Annotated in this window: 17 protein-coding genes and 1 pseudogene; 11 read left to right on the top strand and 7 right to left on the bottom strand. The window is 51.6% G+C overall.

Annotation, left to right across the window (positions count from 1 at the left end):
• Nucleotides 1-40 precede the first annotated feature (40 nt).
• From JMJ16_RS33675 to JMJ16_RS33710, 8 genes are all read left to right on the top strand, one after another.
• On the top strand, nt 41-661 hold the full coding sequence (locus JMJ16_RS33675; RefSeq protein ID WP_201388707.1) for a flavodoxin family protein: 621 nt from the start codon (nt 41-43) through the stop codon (nt 659-661).
• 59 nt (nt 662-720) lie between these two features.
• Entirely contained in the window at nt 721-1,128 is a 408-nt protein-coding gene (locus tag JMJ16_RS33680; protein ID WP_201388709.1) for a LysE family translocator, read from the top strand.
• 314 nt (nt 1,129-1,442) lie between these two features.
• On the top strand, nt 1,443-2,372 hold the full coding sequence (locus JMJ16_RS33685) for a glycine betaine ABC transporter substrate-binding protein (RefSeq protein ID WP_201388711.1): 930 nt from the start codon (nt 1,443-1,445) through the stop codon (nt 2,370-2,372).
• Between the two features lie 68 nt (nt 2,373-2,440).
• Complete coding sequence (locus JMJ16_RS33690) at nt 2,441-2,704, top strand: transposase (RefSeq protein ID WP_201388713.1); 264 nt, start codon at nt 2,441-2,443, stop codon at nt 2,702-2,704.
• Nucleotides 2,705-2,763: 59 nt separating this feature from the next.
• The gene (locus JMJ16_RS57425) at nt 2,764-2,931 is read left to right on the top strand and encodes a zinc ribbon domain-containing protein (protein ID WP_374229138.1); all 168 of its coding nucleotides are present in this window, start codon (nt 2,764-2,766) and stop codon (nt 2,929-2,931) included.
• Nucleotides 2,932-3,117: 186 nt separating this feature from the next.
• Nucleotides 3,118-4,500: an ABC transporter substrate-binding protein gene (locus JMJ16_RS33700; RefSeq protein WP_201388717.1), complete on the top strand. Its 1,383-nt coding sequence runs from the start codon at nt 3,118-3,120 to the stop codon at nt 4,498-4,500.
• Between the two features lie 146 nt (nt 4,501-4,646).
• Entirely contained in the window at nt 4,647-5,615 is a 969-nt protein-coding gene (locus JMJ16_RS33705) for a carbohydrate ABC transporter permease (RefSeq protein ID WP_201388719.1), read from the top strand.
• The gene (locus JMJ16_RS33710; RefSeq protein ID WP_201388721.1) at nt 5,612-6,580 is read left to right on the top strand and encodes a carbohydrate ABC transporter permease; all 969 of its coding nucleotides are present in this window, start codon (nt 5,612-5,614) and stop codon (nt 6,578-6,580) included. The genes JMJ16_RS33705 and JMJ16_RS33710 overlap by 4 nt, the downstream gene beginning before the upstream one ends.
• 32 nt (nt 6,581-6,612) lie before the next feature.
• On the opposite strand, the gene JMJ16_RS33715 is transcribed toward JMJ16_RS33710, so the two are convergent.
• A complete protein-coding gene (locus JMJ16_RS33715) occupies nt 6,613-7,503 on the bottom strand; it encodes an AraC family transcriptional regulator (protein ID WP_201388723.1) in 891 nt (296 codons plus the stop codon).
• A gap of 182 nt (nt 7,504-7,685) precedes the next feature.
• On the opposite strand from JMJ16_RS33715, the gene JMJ16_RS33720 reads away from it, so the two are divergent.
• The gene (locus JMJ16_RS33720) at nt 7,686-11,063 is read left to right on the top strand and encodes a DUF5107 domain-containing protein (RefSeq protein WP_201388724.1); all 3,378 of its coding nucleotides are present in this window, start codon (nt 7,686-7,688) and stop codon (nt 11,061-11,063) included.
• 97 nt (nt 11,064-11,160) lie between these two features.
• Here the strand turns inward: JMJ16_RS33720 and JMJ16_RS33725 are convergent, their stop codons facing one another.
• From JMJ16_RS33725 to JMJ16_RS33735, 3 genes are all read right to left on the bottom strand, one after another.
• The gene (locus JMJ16_RS33725) at nt 11,161-12,144 is read right to left on the bottom strand and encodes a DUF5107 domain-containing protein (protein WP_201388726.1); all 984 of its coding nucleotides are present in this window, start codon (nt 12,142-12,144) and stop codon (nt 11,161-11,163) included.
• Between the two features lie 101 nt (nt 12,145-12,245).
• The gene (locus JMJ16_RS33730; protein ID WP_201388728.1) at nt 12,246-14,837 is read right to left on the bottom strand and encodes an NPCBM/NEW2 domain-containing protein; all 2,592 of its coding nucleotides are present in this window, start codon (nt 14,835-14,837) and stop codon (nt 12,246-12,248) included.
• 33 nt (nt 14,838-14,870) lie between these two features.
• Nucleotides 14,871-15,041 carry a hypothetical protein gene (locus tag JMJ16_RS33735; RefSeq protein WP_201388730.1) on the bottom strand — a complete coding sequence of 57 codons (171 nt, stop codon included), beginning with the start codon at nt 15,039-15,041 and terminating at the stop codon, nt 14,871-14,873.
• Nucleotides 15,042-15,835: 794 nt separating this feature from the next.
• Between JMJ16_RS33735 and JMJ16_RS33740 the strand changes: the two genes are divergently transcribed.
• Nucleotides 15,836-16,879, top strand: a complete 1,044-nt coding sequence (locus JMJ16_RS33740) for an aldo/keto reductase (protein ID WP_201388732.1) — start codon at nt 15,836-15,838, stop codon at nt 16,877-16,879.
• A 105-nt stretch (nt 16,880-16,984) separates the two neighbouring features.
• Here the strand turns inward: JMJ16_RS33740 and JMJ16_RS33745 are convergent.
• Nucleotides 16,985-18,621: pseudogene (locus JMJ16_RS33745) on the bottom strand (AAA family ATPase).
• Between the two features lie 300 nt (nt 18,622-18,921).
• Complete coding sequence (locus tag JMJ16_RS33750; protein WP_201388734.1) at nt 18,922-19,752, bottom strand: phytanoyl-CoA dioxygenase family protein; 831 nt, start codon at nt 19,750-19,752, stop codon at nt 18,922-18,924.
• A gap of 612 nt (nt 19,753-20,364) precedes the next feature.
• On the opposite strand from JMJ16_RS33750, the gene JMJ16_RS56185 reads away from it, so the two are divergent.
• Nucleotides 20,365-20,493, top strand: coding sequence for a hypothetical protein (locus JMJ16_RS56185; protein ID WP_255553259.1), 129 nt, complete (start codon nt 20,365-20,367; stop codon nt 20,491-20,493).
• A gap of 369 nt (nt 20,494-20,862) precedes the next feature.
• Here the strand turns inward: JMJ16_RS56185 and JMJ16_RS33755 are convergent, their stop codons facing one another.
• Nucleotides 20,863-21,597: a hypothetical protein gene (locus JMJ16_RS33755; protein ID WP_201388736.1), complete on the bottom strand. Its 735-nt coding sequence runs from the start codon at nt 21,595-21,597 to the stop codon at nt 20,863-20,865.
• Between the last annotated feature and the right edge of the window lie 145 nt (nt 21,598-21,742).

The following is a 21,742-nucleotide window of genomic DNA, read 5'->3' on the forward strand; positions in this document are numbered from 1 at the left end:
TTCATTCCGTTGTCGTACATGATAAATAAGGAGTCTTTCGATGATTCAGATCTGCATTGTCTATCATAGCCAGCATAGCCATACGGCCACACAGGCAAGAGCTGTCGCGCAAGGGGCGGCCTCAGTTGAGGGAGTCTCTGTTTCGATCTTCAATGTTGAAGAGGTAAAGCGCCACTGGAAAGATCTTCATGCCGCCGATGCTATCATTTTCGGATGCCCAACTTATATGGGGACAGTCTCCGGGCCGTTCAAGCTGTTTATGGATGAAAGCCTTTCCGTCTGGTCTGAGCAAAAATGGAAGAATAAAGTTGCCGCTGGCTTTACCAATTCAGTAAACTACAATGGAGATAAGCTCAATACGCTGATGCAATTCGTCCTGTTTGCAGCTCAACACGGCATGTACTGGGTCGGCTTAGACCTGAAAGGAGGAAACACAACGAGCCAGGGAAGCATCGAGGATCTTAACCGTCTAGGAAGTTGGATTGGAGCGATGGCGCAGTCGAACTTTGATCAAGATGCAGAGCACGCCCCTCCATCAAGTGACCTTCAAACGGCTCAGCACCTGGGACAAAGAGTGGCCCTAGTGACACGGCAAATGGTGCTTGGCCAAAGCCTGCTCAACAAGACATTCCCCAATGAAAGAATAACATCCTCTCATTGATGTCTGCTTAATATAGCGGTATTACGGAATCAAAACTTGTACACATGGAATAAGCTGTGATGAGAGAGATTGGAGGCAAGACGGGTACGCAAAAATGCGGTAGGGCTGGAGTTCTCTATCTCACCTTCGTAGGCATCAAAATGTTTTGGAATGCCCCTCAGGGCATTCCAAAATCTGAGCCGAAGGAAGCCCTCCCAAAACGCGGTTCTGCCTGGTATGTTGGGGTTCTCACCGATCTGAGCAACCTCAAGGCGGTTGCATTTTTCAGGAGTTTATTTGCGGTCTTCCTTCCTGCCCATACCCCACTGTGGTTGCAGTTTACCAGCGCAGGGGTAGTGGTCATGATTGATGTTTGCTGGCTTGCAACAGTCGCTTGTGTTTTTTCACTTGGACCCATCGCACGAGGGGATACTCGCATCAAAAAATGGATTGAGTACGTTACAGGTGGCATCTTAGATAGTGTTTGATCCCCATGAAATCGGCATTTTTACGAGGTAGCATGAATGGAGAATAATTGAGAAAAGCGGCATATACTTCGCAAATCTCTCCAGTTGACACGTTTGGAGACCCCACCGTGATGCACCTCATGTTCATAAACTGCAAGATGATCGCTTTCAGACACTATCTAATGAAAAAAGATGGCTGTTACATTGGTGATCGTTTTTTCGTGCTGGTATTGCGTGTAACGAGACAAACGGATCATCTATAGCCTCAGCCTCTTTGCTCTGCTTGCCTCTTGACATATGTGAGGGGGCGTAAATTTCTTCCAGGGAGGAAGATTGTGCGAAAAAAAGGTTGGCCAGAAAGCATACTTCTCCTTCTGCTGCTGCTTCTCCTCCTTCTACCTTCTCTCCCTGCTTGTGGTAACAGTGGCAATTCGAGAGGTGCTCTCAGCGTTGCCAGTAAACTTGATGTTGAATCACAACTTCTTACTAAGATGTATACTCTTTTGCTTCGAAAAAATGGGTACAGTGTCAAGGAGAAGGCTGCACTTGCCAATAGCGCGATCATATTTCAAGCTCTGCAAAATGGAGCGATTGATATGTATCCCGAGTTTACCGCTACAGGCCTCAATAAGCTAAAGATCCCTTCTACCTATGATCCCCAAAAGGACTACCAACTGGTAAAGGAAGGCTTCAATAAAAAATATCAGATTACTTGGCTTGCAATGGCCCCTCTCAACGACGGCTATGAGCTCTGTACGTCAAGGGAAAATGCCCAGAAGTATATGATCTTCTCTATTTCTGAAATGTTGCCCAGGATTTCGCAATTCGCTCTCACCTCACCTGGCGACGGAGTTCGTTTTGTCGATGGTTTGAAGCGCACCTACCACATCACAACGAAGAGTTTTAAGAGCCTACGGACGCTTGACTATGGGCTCAGCTTCCAAGCGGTGAAAAGCAATAAAGCACAGATTACTGCCTGCTACGGCACTGATGCTACCGTTCCACAGAGTGGCTTCATCTTCTTGAAGGATGACAAGAATGGCTTTCCAGCCTTCAATCCGGCACCTATTGTGCGTAATAGTGTCTTGCAAAAATATCCTACTCTTCCCAACGTGCTTAATCCGTTGGCTCCTAAATTGACCACCAAGGGGAGTATTCAATTGCAGACTGATGTGGCCAACAGAAGGAAGAATGAGGGTGTCTCCACTGCCCGTGCGATCACCCTCGTCGCTACTGACTTTCTGAAGAAGCAACGGTTGCTCTAGTTTTTTGAATGCTGTGATAGTGCTGCGTAGCGTCCGCTCAGATGGAAGGCTTTAGCTAAGGGAAAAGCGTGAGCGTGGAGGTCGGGCTCACGACCTTCGCCACGCTCTCTGAGGGCACCTTCATCGCCAACCCCAGTTTCTTCTGTGAGGAGGAGAAGGCGTTGCCCAAGGCTCAACACCTCCCCACCAAAACGACGAAAGGGAGCCGCGAGCGAATCAGACACCGTCAGGTGGTCGCGCAGGTCCATCAACGCATCGCCAACCGGCAAGAAAACTCCGTCCAGCAGGAGTCACGACGCCTGATCGACCGCTATAGGCTGTCGAGGTCCTAGTGGTTCGCACTATGGTCAGGAACCCCGCCTTGTCCCTCGTCAATCAGTGATGCTGTCTGATCGGCCTTTTTCGCCACCTTCGTGCCAAAGCGGACGCTGGGCGACGTATAGTGAACATGCCTGCGACATACAGCTCACAGACGTGCTCGGCCTGTGGTCATCGCCAGCCCATGCCCCTTTCGGTCCACATCTATGAGTGCCCCGGCGGCGATCTGTCCATCGAATGAGATCACAACGCCAGAGAAGAGAAACCATTATATTGTCCATTCTAATCACCACATCGTCAATTGTTCCTAAGGTATGTCAATTTTATACTAACAGCAGGTATTTTCACTGAAGGTTGTTTTAATTTAAACCTATAGCATGGAGGCAGTGTTGCTTCTACATAACGACGAGAGGAAGGTGTCGTCCATATGGCCAATACGGAAAAGAGTAATATTTTCCAGGACATCATACAAGGCAAAATTGGGCGCCGAGATCTCCTGACACGGGCACTGATGGTCGGTATGACTGCGGGCAGTCTTGAGGCCTTACTGGTGGCCTGTGGAGGAGACCAGGGAGGTAGTGGCGGTGGTGGCTCCACAACCGTAAAGTACGCGAACTGGGCGTCAGCTGAATCAGCGACGAAGACGCAGATCGACCAGGCGTTGCAAGGTTTTGAGACACAGTTTAAAGCCAAGGTCGAGAATATTGCCATTCCTTTCGATAACATGCTTACGCAGTTGCAGACTATGACCACTGGCGGTAATCCTCCAGATGTCATGGAGCTTAGCGGAAACTGGCCCTATGCCCTTGGCGGCGGCGGTGCGCTCCAGTCACTCAATTCCTACGCTGGGAGTTGGCGTAACGATGCCTTTACCAACACCTTTGAGGTAGGTTCCTACAAAGGTCAGGTCTACGCAGTTCCTTTCAGTATTTCGCCACATGGTTTCTGGTATAACAAAACCATCTTGCAGAAGTATGGCCTCAGCCCCGATAAGCCCCCCACTACCATAGATGAACTCAACAGTGTAATGGAAGAGCTACGGGCCAAGCTGCCTGCTAATGCTCATCCGATCGGTATTGATATATCCAAAACCGAATATGCACTCGTTGGCTTCTGGCCCTGGATCTGGACCTTTGGAGGCGATCCTATGCACGAAGACAACCAGGGTAACATTACCATCAACTGGGCAGATGATGGAACAGTGAAGGCCTTCCAATGGCTGCAAGATGCGGTAAAGAAAAACTGGACTCCGCCCGATCAAGCCATCAAAGCTGAGCGCCAGTTGATGTCGACCGACCAGATGGTCTTCAAGCTCGATGGCCCTTACCTGACTGGTATCCTCCAGAGCGATAATCCATCCGTCTATAAGTCTGTCGCTGATGTCAATACACATTGGGGCGTGACCACCACGCCAGTTGGACCGGGACAAAGCGCTCCTGTAACTTGCGCCGATATTCACAACCTGGGCATGTCGGCCAACTCCAACAATAAAGATCTGGCCTGGAAGCTTATTGACTATCTGACTTCCAACAAGCAGGTACTGACCAACTATCTGGTTACAGAGGGTGTCTTCCCTCATAAGAGCCAGGTTACAAGCGGCGGCCCGTATGCCAACCTCTTCTCAGACGATATCAGCCAGGCTTTTATCAACAAAGTCTTCCCAACCATGCGTCCGCCAGCCTATCATCCTAAGTATAGCCAGGCCGCGACCTATGTCGTGACCGCGTTACAGGATATTGCAGGTGGCGCGAATGTTCCCAAACGTCTTGCGCAATTGAACACAGATGTGAAAACCGTCTTTGGGCAGTAGGCGCTCTATCACCACGAAATGGATATATAACGTACGTATATATCATTGTGGAGAGAGAATACAAGCTGTTTATCGAGATTGTTCTCGATAAACAGCCTGCATTCTCGCATGTTTGTTTCTAGCATTACGAGAAGAAAGGTGGCCACGTGTCTCTCATCAACACTCGGGTGCAGAAGTCACATGCTTTCAGGAATCGGCCATACTATGGACGTGGTCTTAACGGTCCATTGCTTTTCTGGGTTCTGCTCACACCATCGCTGATCCTGTTCATTGGCATCATCTTCTACCCCCTTTTTAACACGATTCTGCTCTCATTCCAATCGCTGAACCTGGCCGATCCTCTTGATAACAATTGGGTGGGCTTGAAAAATTATGTCGATGTGCTAACACGGCCAACCTATAATTTCTGGAGTTCCGCTGGATTTAGCCTCCTTTTCAGTGTCGTCACTACCTGCGTCTCGTTTGCCATTGGTTTTCTCTTCGCGATCATCCTTAACCAGCGCCTGCGCTTTCAGATGCTCTGGCGCGGTCTGGCCCTCATTCCCTGGGTCATTCCATATGTCGTGGTCGCCTATCTCTTCTTCTACATGTATAACTCTCAGTACGGGATCATCAATCAGCTTCTGACCTCGATCAATATCCTGGGATGGCACCCTTTCCCTCAGCCACTAGCATGGTTTGGCGGCGATGGGAAACTGGCTGTCGTCGCCGTGATCTTCGCAAGCATCTGGAACAAGTTCCCGTTCTTTACGCTGATGTTGCTCGCGGGTCTGCAAACAGTCCAGCAGGACTTACTGGATGCGGCGACGGTGGATGGTGCTGGGATGTGGGGGCGCTTCTGGCATGTTATCGTGCCACAGCTTCGTGGCATTATTGTCGTTGTCACGACGCTTCAATTCATTTGGAGCCTTAACGAATTTACCATCATCTACTCAATGACCCAGGGCGGTCCTGGCAATGCCACCAATAACATCATTGTCAATATTTATCGCACGGGTTTCATGAACCAGAATATCAGCATTGCAGCTACCATGGGCACGATCTGGCTGATCATGCTCCTCCTCCTTACTAATTTCTATATCCGTGTCATGGAAGGGAAGGCTGGGTCCCAATGAGTAAAGACATCTCTAACCGCCAACCGCTGATCACTACTCTGGAAGAGGCGAATGAAGGAGAGGCGCGCGCACAGAGCGTAATGAGCGCGGAACAGCAACATTCGCGCCACGCCGATGCGCAGCGCCACCGCACAAGGTATGTCTTCATACGCATTGTGACCTACGCGCTCCTTGTCGCATTGCTACTGTACGCCTTCTTTCCCATTTTCTGGCTCCTCTCCACGTCCTTTAAGTCTCAGGGGGAAGCCTTCTTCTATCCGCCAACCTTCTGGCCACATCAATTCACGCTGCATAGTTACCAGATTCTCCCAGCGGACCAACAAGGCTTTGTACGCTACTTCGCCAACAGCTTGATCGTCAGCGTCTGCACATGCCTGCTAACACTGCTAGCAGCTGTGCCTGGTGGTTACGTCCTCTCGCGTTTCCACTTTCGCGGTGTTCGAGCGGTGCTACTGGTGATCCTGGCGACACAGATGTTTCCATACGCAGTAATCTTGATCTCACTCTACACCCTGTTTCGCCAGTTGCACATGTTAAACACCTATCCCGCCCTGGTGCTGGCCTTTACCACCTTTTCCTTGCCCTTTAGTATCTGGATGGTGAAGGGATTCTGCGATACGCTGCCTACCGACCTCGAAGAGGCGGGGCGCATTGATGGATTGAGCCGTGTGGGCGTCCTGGTGCGTATTGTCTTCCCCTTAATCATTCCTGGCGTGGTCGCGGTTGGCTTCTTTGCTTTCCTCAATTCCTGGAATGAACTGCTCTACGCTGTCACGCTGACGACCAGCCCAGATATGCGTACCATTCCAGCTGGCTTTATCGGCACCTACGTGGGTGAGTTTCAGGATCGCTGGCCCGATATGATGGCGGCCAGCGTCGTGGTCTCGCTCCCGATTGTGATCCTTTTCACCCTCTTCCAAAAGCAACTGGTAAGTGGTCTCACCGCTGGCGCGGTCAAAGGTTAACGGAAATTCTCGGCAAGGCCAGTAGAACCCTGCTAGCCCTGTCGGGACCGGCGATAGTCACTAGGGGATTGACCTATCACCTTGCGAAAGACGCGCGAAAAATAATAGGGATCGTGGATGCCAACGCTCTTGCTCACCTCTTTGATACTCGCATTCGTCATGTCAAGGTAGAGGCAGGAGCGTTGCATCTTGAGACGCAGGTAGTAATCAATCGGAGAATAGCCAGTCACCTGTTTGAACATGTGAATAAAGTGAGGTTTGGAGAGGTTGACATGGTGGGCCAGGTCGTCGAGCGTGAGGGAGGACTGTATCTGTTCAAGCATGTATTGGATGGCGCGTTCGATGACCTCTTTCTTGTTATCGTCCTCCTGCGCCTCCCCATGCAAAAGTATACACATTCCAAGCAGGTAGTGCAGCGCCTGCGACACGTAGAGATAGTGCCGCAAAGAATAGCCTTTATACTGTAGAATGCTGTAACACTCCTCAAAGAGGTTGATAATTTTTGTGGCCTGAGTGGAGGGGACATGGAGCGTTGCGTTAAGCATATCAAACTGTTGAACAAAATTCACTACCGCCTCGCCCTTCAAGTGAAACCAGTAAATACTCCAGGGATCGTCCTCGCTTGCGCCATAAATATGCGGCGTCTTGGCTGGAATCACCAGAAGTCTGCCCTTGGGTATACGCTGTTTCTTGCCCCTTTCCAGGATGACCCATCCCTCACCTTCTGCACAATAGATGAAAATATGCTCATCACAGCCATTTGATCGCTCGCGGTAATGGTAGCGCGCATGGGGAAAGAAGCCAATATCAGTGACATACAGGGGCTTCAAGAGCGAATGGGGCGAGGCATCTTCCAGGAAAGCCTCTGGAAGAACAATGAGCTTCTGCGCCTCAAAGCCATCCGCCTTTTGTATTATCTTCATCGTGCCTCGGCTCCTTGGTCCACACAAAACAATCAGAGGGACCGGCCCTACCTTCGGGCAAGCGTTAGGAGAGACCATTATATAGTCCATCATAATCACGATATCGTCAATTGTCAATATAATTGCCTGCCAGTACACTAACATCAAAACTATAGTTAGTAGTACCAGGATGGATGATACATATGGAAGAACAATCCAGTTCACAGGTACGTGTGTGGGAAGAAGATGTTGTCATTCCCACTTATGCCACTGGTCAACCGGATAAAAATCCAATGTTCTTAGAAAAACGGGTGTACCAGGGTAGCTCAGGCAAGGTTTATCCCTACCCGGTCATCAGCAAGATTGAGAATGAGAAGACGCTCCAGTCCTATCACCTCTTATGCCTTGAGAATGAATACCTGCATATTGAACTTCTGCCCGAACTGGGGGGGCGTATCTATCGCGCACTCGACAAGACCAACAACTATGATTTTGTTTACTATAATCGCGTCATCAAGCCCGCTCTCGTAGGGCTGACCGGGCCCTGGATCTCTGGCGGCATCGAGTTTAACTGGCCACAACACCATCGACCAAATACGTATGGCCCGGTCGAATATCGTATTACGCATAACCAGGATGAGAGTAAAACCATCTGGGTAAGCGAAATAGATCGTATGTATGGCACGAAGATGACGGCTGGTTTTACACTTCATCCAGGCAAAGCTTATCTGGAAATCCAGGTGCAGCTCTATAATCGCACACCCCAACCGCAGACCTTTCTGTGGTGGGCCAATCCCGCGTTCGCCGTCAACGAGCATACCCAGTCTGTCTTCCCTCCCGATGTCCATGCCGTCTTCGATCATGGGAGACGGGATGTCTCCCGCTTCCCTATCGCCACTGGTACCTATTACAAAATGGACTATTCTGCAGGAGTGGACATTTCATGGTATAAAAACATTCCTGTCCCGACCTCTTATATGGCATACCAGTCACGCTATGACTTTATTGGTGGATATGATCATGCCCTACAAGCTGGACTCCTTCATGTCGCGAACCATCATATTTCACCGGGGAAAAAACAATGGACATGGGGCAATGGCGAGTTTGGTAAGGCCTGGGATCGTAATTTGACCGATGAAGATGGACCGTATGTAGAACTCATGGTTGGCGTCTTCACCGATAACCAACCCGATTTCTCCTGGCTCCAGCCCTACGAAACCAAATCCTTCAATCAGTATTTTATGCCCTATAAAAACATTGGGCTCGTCAAAAATGCCTCGATTGATGCCGCGGTCAACCTGGAAATTGACGATGTAAATCATCTCGCTAGCATTCAGGTCTACGCCACAGCTCTCTTCTCTGGTGCCGTGATCGACCTGAGAGGCAAGCATCAGCACTATCTGCACGAAGTCACGATGCTCTCGCCTATTCAGACCTTTACCACCATGGTACCACTTAACCATGAAGAACAGGCGAATGACGTCACCATTACGGTCAGAGACGCGCAAGGGCGTCTCCTGGTAGCCTATACGCCAGTCCAATCGGAGATTGCGAAATTACCAGAGCCCGCCTCTCCACTTGGAACACCTGAAACACTGAGCAATAATGAAGCCCTCTACCTGGCTGGACAGCACCTGGAACAGTATCGCCACGCGACGTTTGAGCCCGACCCTTACTACCTGGAGGGGCTTAAACGCGATCCCGGTGATAGCCGTATTAACGTCGCGTACGGCAAGCTCCTCCTCCAGAGAGGACTATTTCGGACAAGTGAAAGCTATTTCCGCACTGCCATTGCAACCCTTACTCGCTATCATCCCAACCCCTACGATAGCGAAGCCTACTATCAGCTTGGCCTGTCCTTAAAGTTCCAGGGACGACTCGACGAAGCCTTCGCGGCACTCTACAAATCTACCTGGTCGGAGGCCTGGCAGAGCGCGGGCTACTTCACCCTCGCCCAGATCGCCTGTATGCACCAGCAATATACCGAGGCTCTGCAATTGGTTGAGCTCTCACTGCAACACCACACCTATAACTACAAGGCTCGCCATCTCAAAACGGCGCTGTTGCGTAAGCAGGGGCATGTGGACGAGGCCATGCATTTATCCATTGAAACGACGCAGTTCGATGTCGCAGACTTTGGCGCGTATTATGAGCGTATTCTGCTTCATAGGGTAAAAGGTGAAGAGACACAGGCGAAGGATAATGAAGCCCAATTGGCCGCTCTGATGCGTGGGGATGTGCATAACTATATTGCCCTGGCAACCGATTACGCGCACAGTGGGCTTTATGAGGAAAGTATCGCGCTGCTTTCCCGCCTGGCAGGAGAGAACCATGAAAATCTCTCGCCTATGGTCCACTACTACCTCGCCTATTTTCATGATCAGGCAGGTCAACCAGAGCAGGCACAGACCCAGCGCCATACTGCCCGGAATGCGCCTACAGACTATTGTTTCCCCAATAGCCTCGATGATCTGATCGTCCTTGAACATGCCACGAATGCCGATGCGAGTGATGCCCAAGCCCACTATTATCTTGGCAATTTGCTCTATGACAAGAAGCGACATACAGATGCGATCCATCATTGGGAGACCTCGAGAGCACGTGACACTGGCTTCGCGACGGTCCATCGTAATTTGGCCCTGGCTTACTACAACGCGCTACAGCAACCAGAGCAGGCATTGCGCTCACTCGAAACGGCCTTTGCGTGTGATCCGACCGATGCCCGCGTGCTTTACGAGTTAGATCAGCTCCGCAAAAAAATAGGGGTTGCCTCTGAAGAGAGGCTCGCAAGCCTGGAAAAGCATCGGGGGCTCGTCATCGAGCGTGATGATCTCTACCTGGAATACGTCACCTTGCTGAATACCTTACAACGCTATGAAGAGGTACTGGCGCTACTTACTGAGCATATATTCCATCCTTGGGAAGGCGGAGAAGGGCAGGTCGCCCGGCAATATATCTTCGTGCATGTCGAGTTAGGGAAGCGTGCGCTCCTGGTGCGAGATAGCCAGCAAGCCATCGACACGCTTCAGCGGGCACTTATCTATCCTGAGAACCTCGCAGAAGGGAAATTGACGGGCACACTGGAGAATAATATTTACTACTACCTGGGTTGTGCTTACGCCGAACAGGGACTAGTAGACAATGCGAGAGAGTGCTTCCAACGCGCAGCCCATGGACTCGAAGAACCCACTAGCGCGATGTTCTACAACGATCAGCCACCAGATATGATCTTCTATCAAGGACTTGCGCAACTCCAACTCCAGGATCAACAGAAGGCCAGGAGTCGCTTCCATAAACTGATCGATTATGGCGAGCAACATCTCTTCGATGCGGTCAAGATTGATTACTTCGCCGTCTCGTTGCCCGATTTCCTGGTCTTTGAGAGTGATCAGGATAAGCAAAATGAGATTCACTGTCACTACATGCTGGGGCTTGGGCATCTTGGCCTTCAGGAGTACGAGCAAGCCAGAACGCATTTCGAGCATGTCTTGCGCTTAGAAAGCTATCATCAAGGCGCGAAGGTTCACCTTGCAGTATGTAGCGACCCCGCGCTACTTTTTATCTCCTCGAAGGAGGCCTGATACAGTTTTTTCCATCGCCTTTGAGTAGGGATAGTGGTGTGGGGGCTGGTATCCGCCAGCCCCCACACCACTATCCCTACTCCTGAGCTTACGTCTTTTAGCGTGTGCTGAGATGAGTCTCAAGCCACCACTCTTTCATACCATTGGCTGGTAATATCTCATATCGCTGATATTTCTCGACCGCATCTTCCAGCGAGTCCTGTGCTCCGATACATGGCTCTAGACCAAGGTTGTAGTAGGGGGTGCTACCCGTGCCCGAGTAGCCCCGGGCATTCATCCATATTCCAAGCTGCGGAAGCTGGGCAGTATCAAAGGTGAAGCGAAATTCCCCGTCGCTTGCTATCAGTGCAGCAAAGCCTTGTGCAAGAGGTTGGCTCCACAGCTTGATCCCGATACCCGCAGTCTCGTCAGGCATGTAGCTCAAATCCCATTCATGCTCACCTAGCCTGGCATGGATGGGCCACGCCTGTTCACCAGATTGAGGATCAAGTTGGGCAGGCATGCTCACCCATGTATTCATACGTGTGTTGTCTGGCAACTGTATGCGCATTCCGGGCTCGACAGCGAAAAGCGGATGGCTACTCCAGATAAATGCAATGTCGTTATCAGACTGGTTCACAACGCGATAGTCAAACCGCAGGCAAGGTGAGTCCGCGGTGATGCGGATGATACGTTGGAACACATATGGGAGACCAATGCTTTGGACCTGCATGTTGATTATCAAAGTGGTCTCAGTATCACCATCGCCCTTTATTGACCATTGCAGAGGCCAGATCTCCCCGTGATCTGGTATGTTTCGGCCTTTCCAGGGGGGAAGGGGATAGGAGCACGCGCTCACTGTGGGGAAACATTCGTCCCATCCACCTGTATCGGCCTCCTGATACGAGGTCCCATAACCATGCAGCTGATATGGAATTTGAGTGTTCGTCCAGAGCCATTCCCGTCCATTGCGCAAATCGCGGATACTGCTGATCTTTCCACCAAGATCTGGGATGATCGTCAGAGATAGCACCTGATTGGTTACGTGCAGTGCGCGGAAACCTTGGATCTCGGTTTCCTCTGCATGAATTTTGCCTGACATGGAATCTCTCCACTTTTCTCACTGAATACCCCATACCCGTGAGTGATTGCGGCATTCAGAGGTATGGGGTGTGTGGCGCTGGCTTTTACATTGCTTTGGCATTAAGAGGCAGGTATATTAGCCACATCGATCTCGGCGGCAGATGCGTAGCCACCGACACCACTTGTGGCTTCGATCCTGACATAGCGTGCCTGCTGGGTGTTAAAGCTAACGGATTTGAGAGACCGGTCGGACGACCAGGAGCCGCTCGCGACCTTTGCGAACGTCGTCCCATCAGTGCTGACATAGACATTATAGCCAGTAATGTTTCCTGTCGTAGACGTATCGAGGCGTGGTTGGTAGGTCAGCCCAGCTATGCTATGAACGCTCCCAAGGTCAACGGTAATTGCTTGAGGCAGCTTAGCTTGAGGAGTAAATTCGTCATGCCAGATCGTATTCAGATTACCATCGACGGCTGCGCTGGCTGGGTAACCATCATGGGCACTCGTGGCGGTCGCACTCAGAGTTGACTGCGGCACAAAATGCGGCCAGGGACCATTGGGAACAGTATTGACCGGCGCACCGCAGATCAACTGTAAATCTGCCCAGTCAGTGCGATCATTGTAGTTACCGTCACCTGCATCATCGACGTGTAGAGTGAGCACCTTTGCTCCAGTCAGGTTGACATCAACAGATCTGGTTGCGGCCCGGGTGACGAGTCCACTGTCGTAGATCTTCGTCCCATCAGCGAATATCTGGAATATTGCTGTGCCGCCTTGGGGGTTAATCTGATTCACAATGTCGTCGATCCCAACCGTCGCGGACAGGTGTGTGCAATTATTTCCCAGGTAGTACTCAACATCGGATTGTGGAACAACACCAATGCCCTTAGAATAGGCATGTCCTTGTAAAGTAATTGGGTATCCTTCCACGCTTGCATTGGGGAATGGAACGCTATAGCTACTGCTGGCATTGAGCCAGTAATGATCGCTGAGGTAACCGGTACCAGATGGTGGTACTGATGGTACGGTTACTACTAATTGGGTGCTTGTGCTCTCCTTATGGTGATTACCCCATTGGTATGTCGCAGTCACCGAGAGCGTGTAACTGCCAGGAAGGGTACCAGCTGGTGGCGTTACAAGCCAGGTCCCTTTGACTTGCCCCCCAGTTCCAACAGTATGGGTACCGGCAGGTTGCTGTTTCACTTGCCATCCCTGCGGGGCTGAGAAATCGAGGCGCATATCATTAACAGTTTTACGCGCATAGTTCTCAAACACCGAGGAAATAGTCATACTCGATCCAGGGAGAGCCAGGTAAAGACTCGATCCAGGATAGGCCGCAGGCGTGCTTGGAGCCGATAGGCTGGTTGAAGGAGGAATATCATTTCCAGCTTTTTGCGAAACACGGTAAAGAACGGCACTCTGCGGCGCAACGGTTGTGCTAATTTGCCCCGCCGTCTCCGTACTCTGGTGTGTCCACAAATTGTTCAGCGTGTAAGCGGAGGCGTGAGCGAGACCAAGAGCATCTGTGCTGGTTGTGATTGTCAAGGGACCTGTTCCTCGATTGAGGAGGGTAACAGCACGATCACCGTTGGCAAGAGGTTTGACCCAGACATCACCATTGCCATCTTGCTTAATCCGAGTTCCCTGCGCGCCAAGCGCATCCTGGTCCACAGCTATGACATCGCGATTGGTCAACATCCCCTGAGTTGTCGCGGACATGCTGCGAATATCACTCCCAACAATTAAGGGGGCGGCAACCATAGACCACATAGTGAACTGAGCCTGCGCCTCAGCATCGCTCATGCCAAGCCCTGGTCCAAGATAGTCGGGATCGTTCCAGTGCCCAGGGCCGGCAGCTTCGGGATGGGCCGCATCGTGGTCCAGGTTTCTCAGCACATCGGGCCAGAGCACACTATTGGGAAAACCGACATCAGTGTCTGTGCGCCACGAATTACCAGTGTTTGGACCAAATGAGTAGGAGTAATATGCAGATTTTTGTAGAGGTGGGTTATTCTGACCGAAGACATTTGGCGGAAATGGATTGCAGATGTTGAACAACATAGGCCTATGGCTGTTGTTACTCAGGAGTGCATCACGAAACTGACCATATGCCGTAGCTGGATCTAGGTCCAATTCATGACCGCCACAGAAGTCTACCTTCACCGCGTCAAATCTCCAGGCAGCAAACTGGTCTACATCCTGCTGATAGTGGCCGTAACTGCCTTGATTGGCGCCGCCACAGCCATTGCTTCCTGCATCGGTATAGATGCCAGCCTTTAGCCCCTTAGAGTGGATATAATCCGCAATCCACTGCATGCCATGAGGCCATTGCGTCGCGTCAACAGTGATATTGTTGTTGTTATCACGCGTACCAGACCACCAACCACCATCGATCCAGACGTACTGATAACCGACAGCCTCTAATCCACGACTTACCATCGTGTCGGCTATACTGACAATTGTCTGCTCATTAAAATTACTGCCGAGTCCATAGTAGGTATTCCATCCCATATAAGGGGTGATGGCAAGACCGTTGTCCAGGTTGGCCTGAGCTTGTACAGGCTGTGTCGATCCAAAGAGCATAAACTGCACTGCGATTGCTAGGGCCAAGCTCACTGAAATAGCGGCACGAACTACATGGCTGCCTACTACAGTGCGTGGTCTAAAACACAGCGTGTGGGCACTGCTCGATAGTTTAGGTACAATATTCACGTTCTCTTTCCTTCAAGGTACGTGGTGCACTGATCATCCATGATCAATGATTCCATTAGGCACTTCTTCTTTCTCTATGAAAGAAGAAGTGCGCCACTCTTTCAACAACAAGCTTTCCGTACCAAATGATGAACTGTCGTCCGCTCGTGTTGTCCACATGATGAAAATAGTAGTTACGTTCTCGGAGAGGATAACTCCTTTCACAATGAAGAATTCCTTATGGTGGTTAGTGGTGCATCCGCAAGTGAGAAGGTGAATTTGTGGGGGAAATACCCCCCGCCTCGGCAGAGGGCTTCCTCCTGTACCTCCCCTTTGTGCTGGATGCACCATTAGGAAGCAGCCATAAGTATTCATCCTATTCCTAAATATTGACATGCACGATTTTGCGATTTGTTGTTAGTGTATCGTTGAAAGTATCTGCCTACAATTGACGATCTAGTGGTAACAATGGACAATATAATGGTTTTGAGCATCAACTCTTCATTGGAAAAGAAAGGCCAGTTTCCTCTTATGGCAGGGTGGCGCAAGCCAGTTTTTTCTACGGTACTTTATTGATGAGGGATTGCAGCCACCTTGAGACAGATGCCACAATGAAGGTATGCGAGCCTACTCACAAGAGTTGAGACAGCGGGTGCTGCGCGCTGTTGACGAAGGACAATCCCGCGCAGAGATTATCGAACGCTTCCAGGTGTCGCGAGCCTGTGGAACCACTTACACGAAGTATCTTTTTGGGAAATATATCTGAAATCATATATCCAAACGCTTCTTTGTCAGACGAGCAAGTGGTCTGCGTTATATGGTAATATAAAGGTCCAGGGAGATACCCCTCCTCCGCATACCCAGTAACATTTTCACGAGGAAGAGTAAACTCGTCCATTGAGCGGTGACAATGGGCTATTTTCTGCTTTTTGGTCTCCCAGAGGGAGTTACGATGGTAGATACTCTCATTCTAAAGCTCAAATACATTGTTGTAATCAGGAGAAGAGAGGAGCAAACTAATGGAGTATAGGCAACTTGGCGGTTCTGGCCTGAAGGTTTCTGCGCTTAGCTTTGGGACAGCTACCTTTGGTGGCGGGGACGCTTTTTTTAGCGCTTGGGGTAATACCAATGTGGCCGAGGCAAGTCGCTTGGTCGATATCTGCCTGGAGGCTGGCATCAATCTGTTCGATACGGCGGATGTCTACTCTGAAGGCCTGTCGGAAAAGGTTCTTGGCAAGGCTATTGCAGGACGGCGAGACCAGTTGCTTATTTCAACGAAGGCAAGTTTCAGGATGGGCGATGGACCAAACACACTGGGTTCCTCACGCCATCACCTGATCCGAGCCTGCGAGGACAGTCTGCGCAGATTAAATACGGATCATATCGATATCTACACGATGCATGGCTTCGACGCGCTTACTCCTGTTGAGGAGACGCTACGTACACTCGATACTCTGGTACAGAGCGGTAAGGTACGCTATATCGCCTGCTCTAATTTCTCCGGCTGGCATCTGATGAAGTCTCTTGCCATGGCGCAAACCCATGGCTGGACGCGCTACGTGGCCCATCAGGCTTTTTACTCTCTGGTCGGGCGCGAGTACGAATGGGAACTCATGCCACTGGCCCTTGACCAGAAGGTCGGCACTATCGTCTGGAGTCCTCTGGCCTCGGGGGTGCTCTCGGGCAAGATCCGCCGCGGCCAGCCAGCCCCCGAGGGTAGCCGAGTGCAGCAGATCGGCTCAGAGGGATCACGCATATCCGACGAGAAAGTATACGAGATCGTGGACACGCTCGACGCAATGGCCGAGGAGACGGGCAAGTCAGTCTCTCAGATCGCCTTAAACTGGCTGTTGCAGCGTCCCACGGTGGCAAGCGTCATCGTTGGCGCTCGCAACGAGGAGCAACTCAAACAGAATCTTGGCGCAGTCGGTTGGGCTCTTACTGCTGAGCAGATTGCGAAGCTCGACAAGGTCAGTGAGATCCCTACCATCTACCCTTACTGGCATCAACGTTCCTTCGCCGAGCGCAACCCTTTATCTGTCCCTTCTTATAAAGAGCGATAAGGAAAGAGCGCTGGGAGATTGACCTATTTTTTTCCTCTTTTACGAAACAGAGTCTGCGTGAGACATCACCCTGAAGGCCACCTGGTTTACTGAGAGCTCCCCGTGCTAAAGCAACGGGGGTTCCAGAAGTTCGGCCCACGCTTCCCGTTCTTCACGCCAAAGGAGAAGAGCAGGCTCTAGTGGTGGTTCCCCTGGACTTTCGGGCAGACGCGCTCTGGCTCGAGTCATACCCAAGCTTCGGGGCAGCGCCTGCCCCTCTCTCGCACGTTGTGTGATACGCTCGTGTGCTGCCCGCAGGCGCGCCTCTGCACCCTCCCAATACGGCTGGTATCGGGCACACGAGGGAAGGGGATGTGCTGGATCGAGATAAGCGGCCAGAAACGCCGAATACAGGTCGCGTTAGACGGGACCTATGCCACAGGCGCACTGATGCCAGCGCTGGGAGAGCGGCTTCTTGACCTTCTTGCCACAGCCGTGGCACCATTGGCTCAGCGCCGTCGTTCGTGTGGGAACTTCCACCAGGATGCCGCCCGTGCTTGCAACGGTGCGTCTCAACAGTTCAACAAACATCCCTGGTGCTCGCAGTCCCACACTCTTGCCGAATTGCTTCTGCCATGCCTTGTAGGAGATCCTTTCAATGATGATGGTGCTGCCCAGCGCGACGATCTCGTGCACCTTGCGCCCCTGCAGGCTCTTGCGGTGCGCCGCCAGCTTGCGCTCTTTGGTCGCCTTGCGTAGTCGCGTGGCCTGGTAGCGCTTGCTCTGCTTCCACCGCAACTTCTTCCGGTCCTGCTTTTTGATGCGCCCCTTCTCGTCGTAGTTCTCCGGATTGCCTGCTCGCCGCTGCCGATCCATCTGCCGTTGCAAACGGCGAATGGCACGGGCCTCGGGAGCCAGTTCCGCACAGAATACCTCCAGACGAGCCTCCCCTTCCTGGGGAACGAGCACCAGGGTCGAGGGACCCAGGTCGCCCCCAACGATCCCTTGCCCCACCTTGTGCTTGGGTTTGTGGTGAGGCTTGCCTTCCAGGGCCAGTTGCACCACGTAGCGATAGCCCTCTGCATCGGCTCCGGCTGCTTTGGGACTGCTGGTGGGACGTTGGACGAGGCGGGCGTACTTGATGCGGTGCTTGAGCCCATGGGTCACCACCTCGTCCTTCCAATCGATGAAGGCAGGAAGCTGATCCCATTCCAGTGCAGGAACCCTGCGTTTCCCTTCTCGGGTGGCTGCAGGACAAAGCGCAGGCCGGTATCATTGCGCTTGTTCTCGATGCTGGAGAAACCACGCCCTCGGCTCTTGAAGCGCACGCGTTTGGCCTGGCCCAGGCAGACGCGGTTGAGAGCGCGGTAAGCACGGGTCGCCAGGGTTTGGGCGAGCACGGCATCGATGTGCTCGGCAATCCATCCCACGCGCAAGCCTTTGACGGCTTCATGCAATGCTGCCTCGGTGAACCCGTACTGCTTGCGCAAGGCGGAGAAGGCGACTGCCCGCTCAGTCTTCTGCGTGCGAGGAAGATAACGAGCCGCTTGCCAGGCAGCGTCAGCTCGCATGCGGCGCAGGCATTTCTGTCCCTGGGAGAGGATGGCGTTGTAGAGTTGGCGAGCGGCTTCCAGGTGAGCGCGCAGGCGAGTGGCTTGTCCTGGGTCGACGACGAGGGGCAGTTCGAGCAGAAAGGTAGGCGTTGCCGGTCGCTTCTCCTTGGGATGTTTTGGCTTCTGCTGTCTCTGGCGTTGTCCAGGCATGTCGGCTCCTTCTCTCCATTCCCACCGATGAATCGTGCTGATATGCCTATTCTACCAGAACGAGCAGAAGAACACAAGTTCTATTTCGAAAAATACGCTGTTCTATTCGCGCACGAGAGCGGATGTGGCGATTCATCCCTGGCATCAATGACCAGGGCTTTCTCGCCACATTCTCTGTAACCTGCGTAGGGATCAGTAGATGAGTTTCTTCTCGGTGGAAGAGCTTGACGACGTACTCAGATCATAAGAAATTGTGGAGTACGTCGTATGTTTTGAGAACGCGAAAAGGATAATGTATTGCTACCAGGGATCAATACCCAGTAGTTTACGGCCTAATGGAGTCATCACGCGAAGTTGCGCTTGATGATATTGATCAGGCGCAGCAGGCCTGGCTGGATAATGCGGATGATCCTCACGGATGAAGCGGGTAAATTGCGCTATTCGCGGTCTGGGCAGGTGATTGTGTGATGCCGCATGTGGCATTAGATGGTGGAGTAAGGCAAAATCTCCCGCCTCCCCAGTTACCTCGACTGTTTCCGGAAAATCGGTAATATTTTTCCATTTTTCATAAAGTTGACGCCCTTCTGCATGTGCTCGTGCTTTTTCCTCGACGAGTCGATGTCCCCCAGGAACGACATGGATACCACCGCCTTGCGGTTCAACAGTATTGAAATAGTAGCATCCCCCAACCTGTAATTCTTGTTGTGTAAATTGGAAGTTGTTCACAGTGTTGGGTACGGAGGCATCGAGGTGAAGACGCTGACTCAGAATATTTTTTTCGCCTGCATTACGCAACGTAATGCCTATTGACCCATCCATCGATCGCAAGCGCGTCGAGCCAAGCAATTGGACTGCCGCTCTATAAAGTTTCTCATTGATCATCAGTGGTAAAAGTTCCGGCGTATCAATTGTCTGGCTTCCATTTTCATTCATTGGTTTGAGTCTACCATTGTGGGTGCCCCAATGGGCTGGGATGGTCAAATCACGTGGGACCAGATTTAAAATCTGGCCATGATAATAGGCGGCTTCATCCCGTGAAAGTACACCTTTCACGAGGACATAGCCAAGTTCATGAAATTGAGCAACCTCATCTTTGCTCAGGATCGGTTCAACGCTGCTTAATGTGGTCATGGCTAAAGTATCCTTTCCTTTGCTGTGTCATATGCAAAAACATGGTTACGGATGAATGGTACTCTATAGCTTCTGGCTCAGAATAGAGGATTGTTAGCCCATGGAAAAGTAAAAACTCGTGACTGATCACTTTGTACCCTTTTATTATAATATTACCATTTTCTTATTTAATATCCGCAGCTATCATATGAAAGAGCGCCAGGCAGATCGTACAGGCGTCACTACTCAATCAGAAACGGCTCTAGCTACCATTGGCGGACCATCCATCAACATTTGTTCATCGGCGGTAGGGATACCCGGTTCAATCGCCGTTCTCTCACCGTTTGCTGGTCGGCACTTTGAACATTCTTCTTTGGAGCTTGTTTTCTCTGGACGGCCAATTCTACACCGGCTCACGATATTATCAGCATTGACAGGTAGTGTCAGAGTTCAGAAGAAAGCTTGATAAGGTCTACGAATTAATAGGATACGAGTTTCGCAAGAGGATCTGGTGCTCTGGCTGAAAGAGAGGCTGCTAATGGATGCTGGCGATACATAGAAGAAATGAGTGGGTGGAAGAGCGTGTTTGATGAAGCGCAGTAATCGTGTTGGGAAGCCAGAGGAACGCGTACGATGGAGAGGCCAAAAAGGGTTGGGACCCAGGAAATGGCCGATCCTGGGTCCCGCGTGTATCGCCCAATTGCGCACCCCAATACGTTTAAGTTGCAGGCTCAGTTTAAGATCGTCGTGTTTTACTATTAAACTACCGCCCCATGTGAAGATATGGCGGAGCGGGCCAGAATTGCACGGGCATCCGACGATTAGCGGCCTCAACCCTTGACTTGAGGTTCGGCGATGAATACTGAGGCTGGAGTGAGAATCTCATTCTGGGGCGACGCCGACGCTGCCTCTACCGCTGGGCTACCCCGCCCCGATATGGCGGGTGCAGGATTCGAACCTGCCCTGTGACATCTGCATCTATCAATATGAACTTCAGTCTCAGTCTGTACTCCGCCTCCCAGTCTAATGCAAGGGGCGCGAAAATGCAAGCTTTCATTTCAATCGTGTGAGCGAAGCTAGCCGCTGCGAAGCAGCGCTCACGATTGCCTCTTCATGGGTAAATGAGGCGAATCAGGCGAAGAGGTAGTTAAAGACCTTCTCTCCGAGTTTCTGCTCCGTGACCTCGATGCTGTTAGCCTCTTCACGCGCGAATTTGACTGCCTCCTGGAGCTTTTCGACGCGGGCAAGCAGTTCGTTGACGCGCCGGGCAGGTAGCGAGCCGGAGAACTTGACGGTGCGCCAGTAGCCCACAATGACGTCCTCATAGTAGACCTCGACCTGCGCGGGATGCTTCTCCGTGGCCTCGGCTTTCACGTGGTTGCGTGGCACCTTCTTGGTCCTGGTGGTCTGAACTGGTTCGGTCGCCCAGTTGTCGGCGGAGGCATCAAAGTTCCAGCTCTCGGAGGCGTCCAGAACGGGCAGTTTTTTGACAAAGGTATGTAGATCGACCAGTTGCTTCTCCAGGAAGAGCAGGTAGGTCGCGGGAACCTGCGCGAGGAGGACCTGGCCATCAACAACGACATCTGCCTTGGCAACGCAGTTAGCCCAGTCTTTGGTCGCGGTGACGTCGAAGAGCTTGGTGAGTGTTTCGATGGTTTTGCGGATGATGTCCTCGGCCTTGACCTGCACATGGGTCGACTCCGGTGGAAGCTGTTCGCCCTCCTCATCCTTAGGGCGGTAGGTTCTGGAGATGCCAGAGAGCAGGGTTGGCTTCTGGAGTGCGTGGTGTGCCTCCGTCAACTCCTGAAAGGTGCGGCTTTTTGTGCCTTTTTCAACGGCGATAATCTGGTTGAGTTTCGCTGCCATGCGTTTGTTTCCCCTTTTAATCTATTGCTGAGTTTGATGCTTCTTAGTATATAGGTGTCTGTCAATAAGGAAGGGCGCGCTGAGGAGCGCCTCCGCGCCTGCGGTGCCCATCGTGGAGGGGTATCTCGTGATAGACTGGCCTCGC

The sequence above is a fragment of the Ktedonobacter sp. SOSP1-52 genome, from assembly GCF_016587395.1.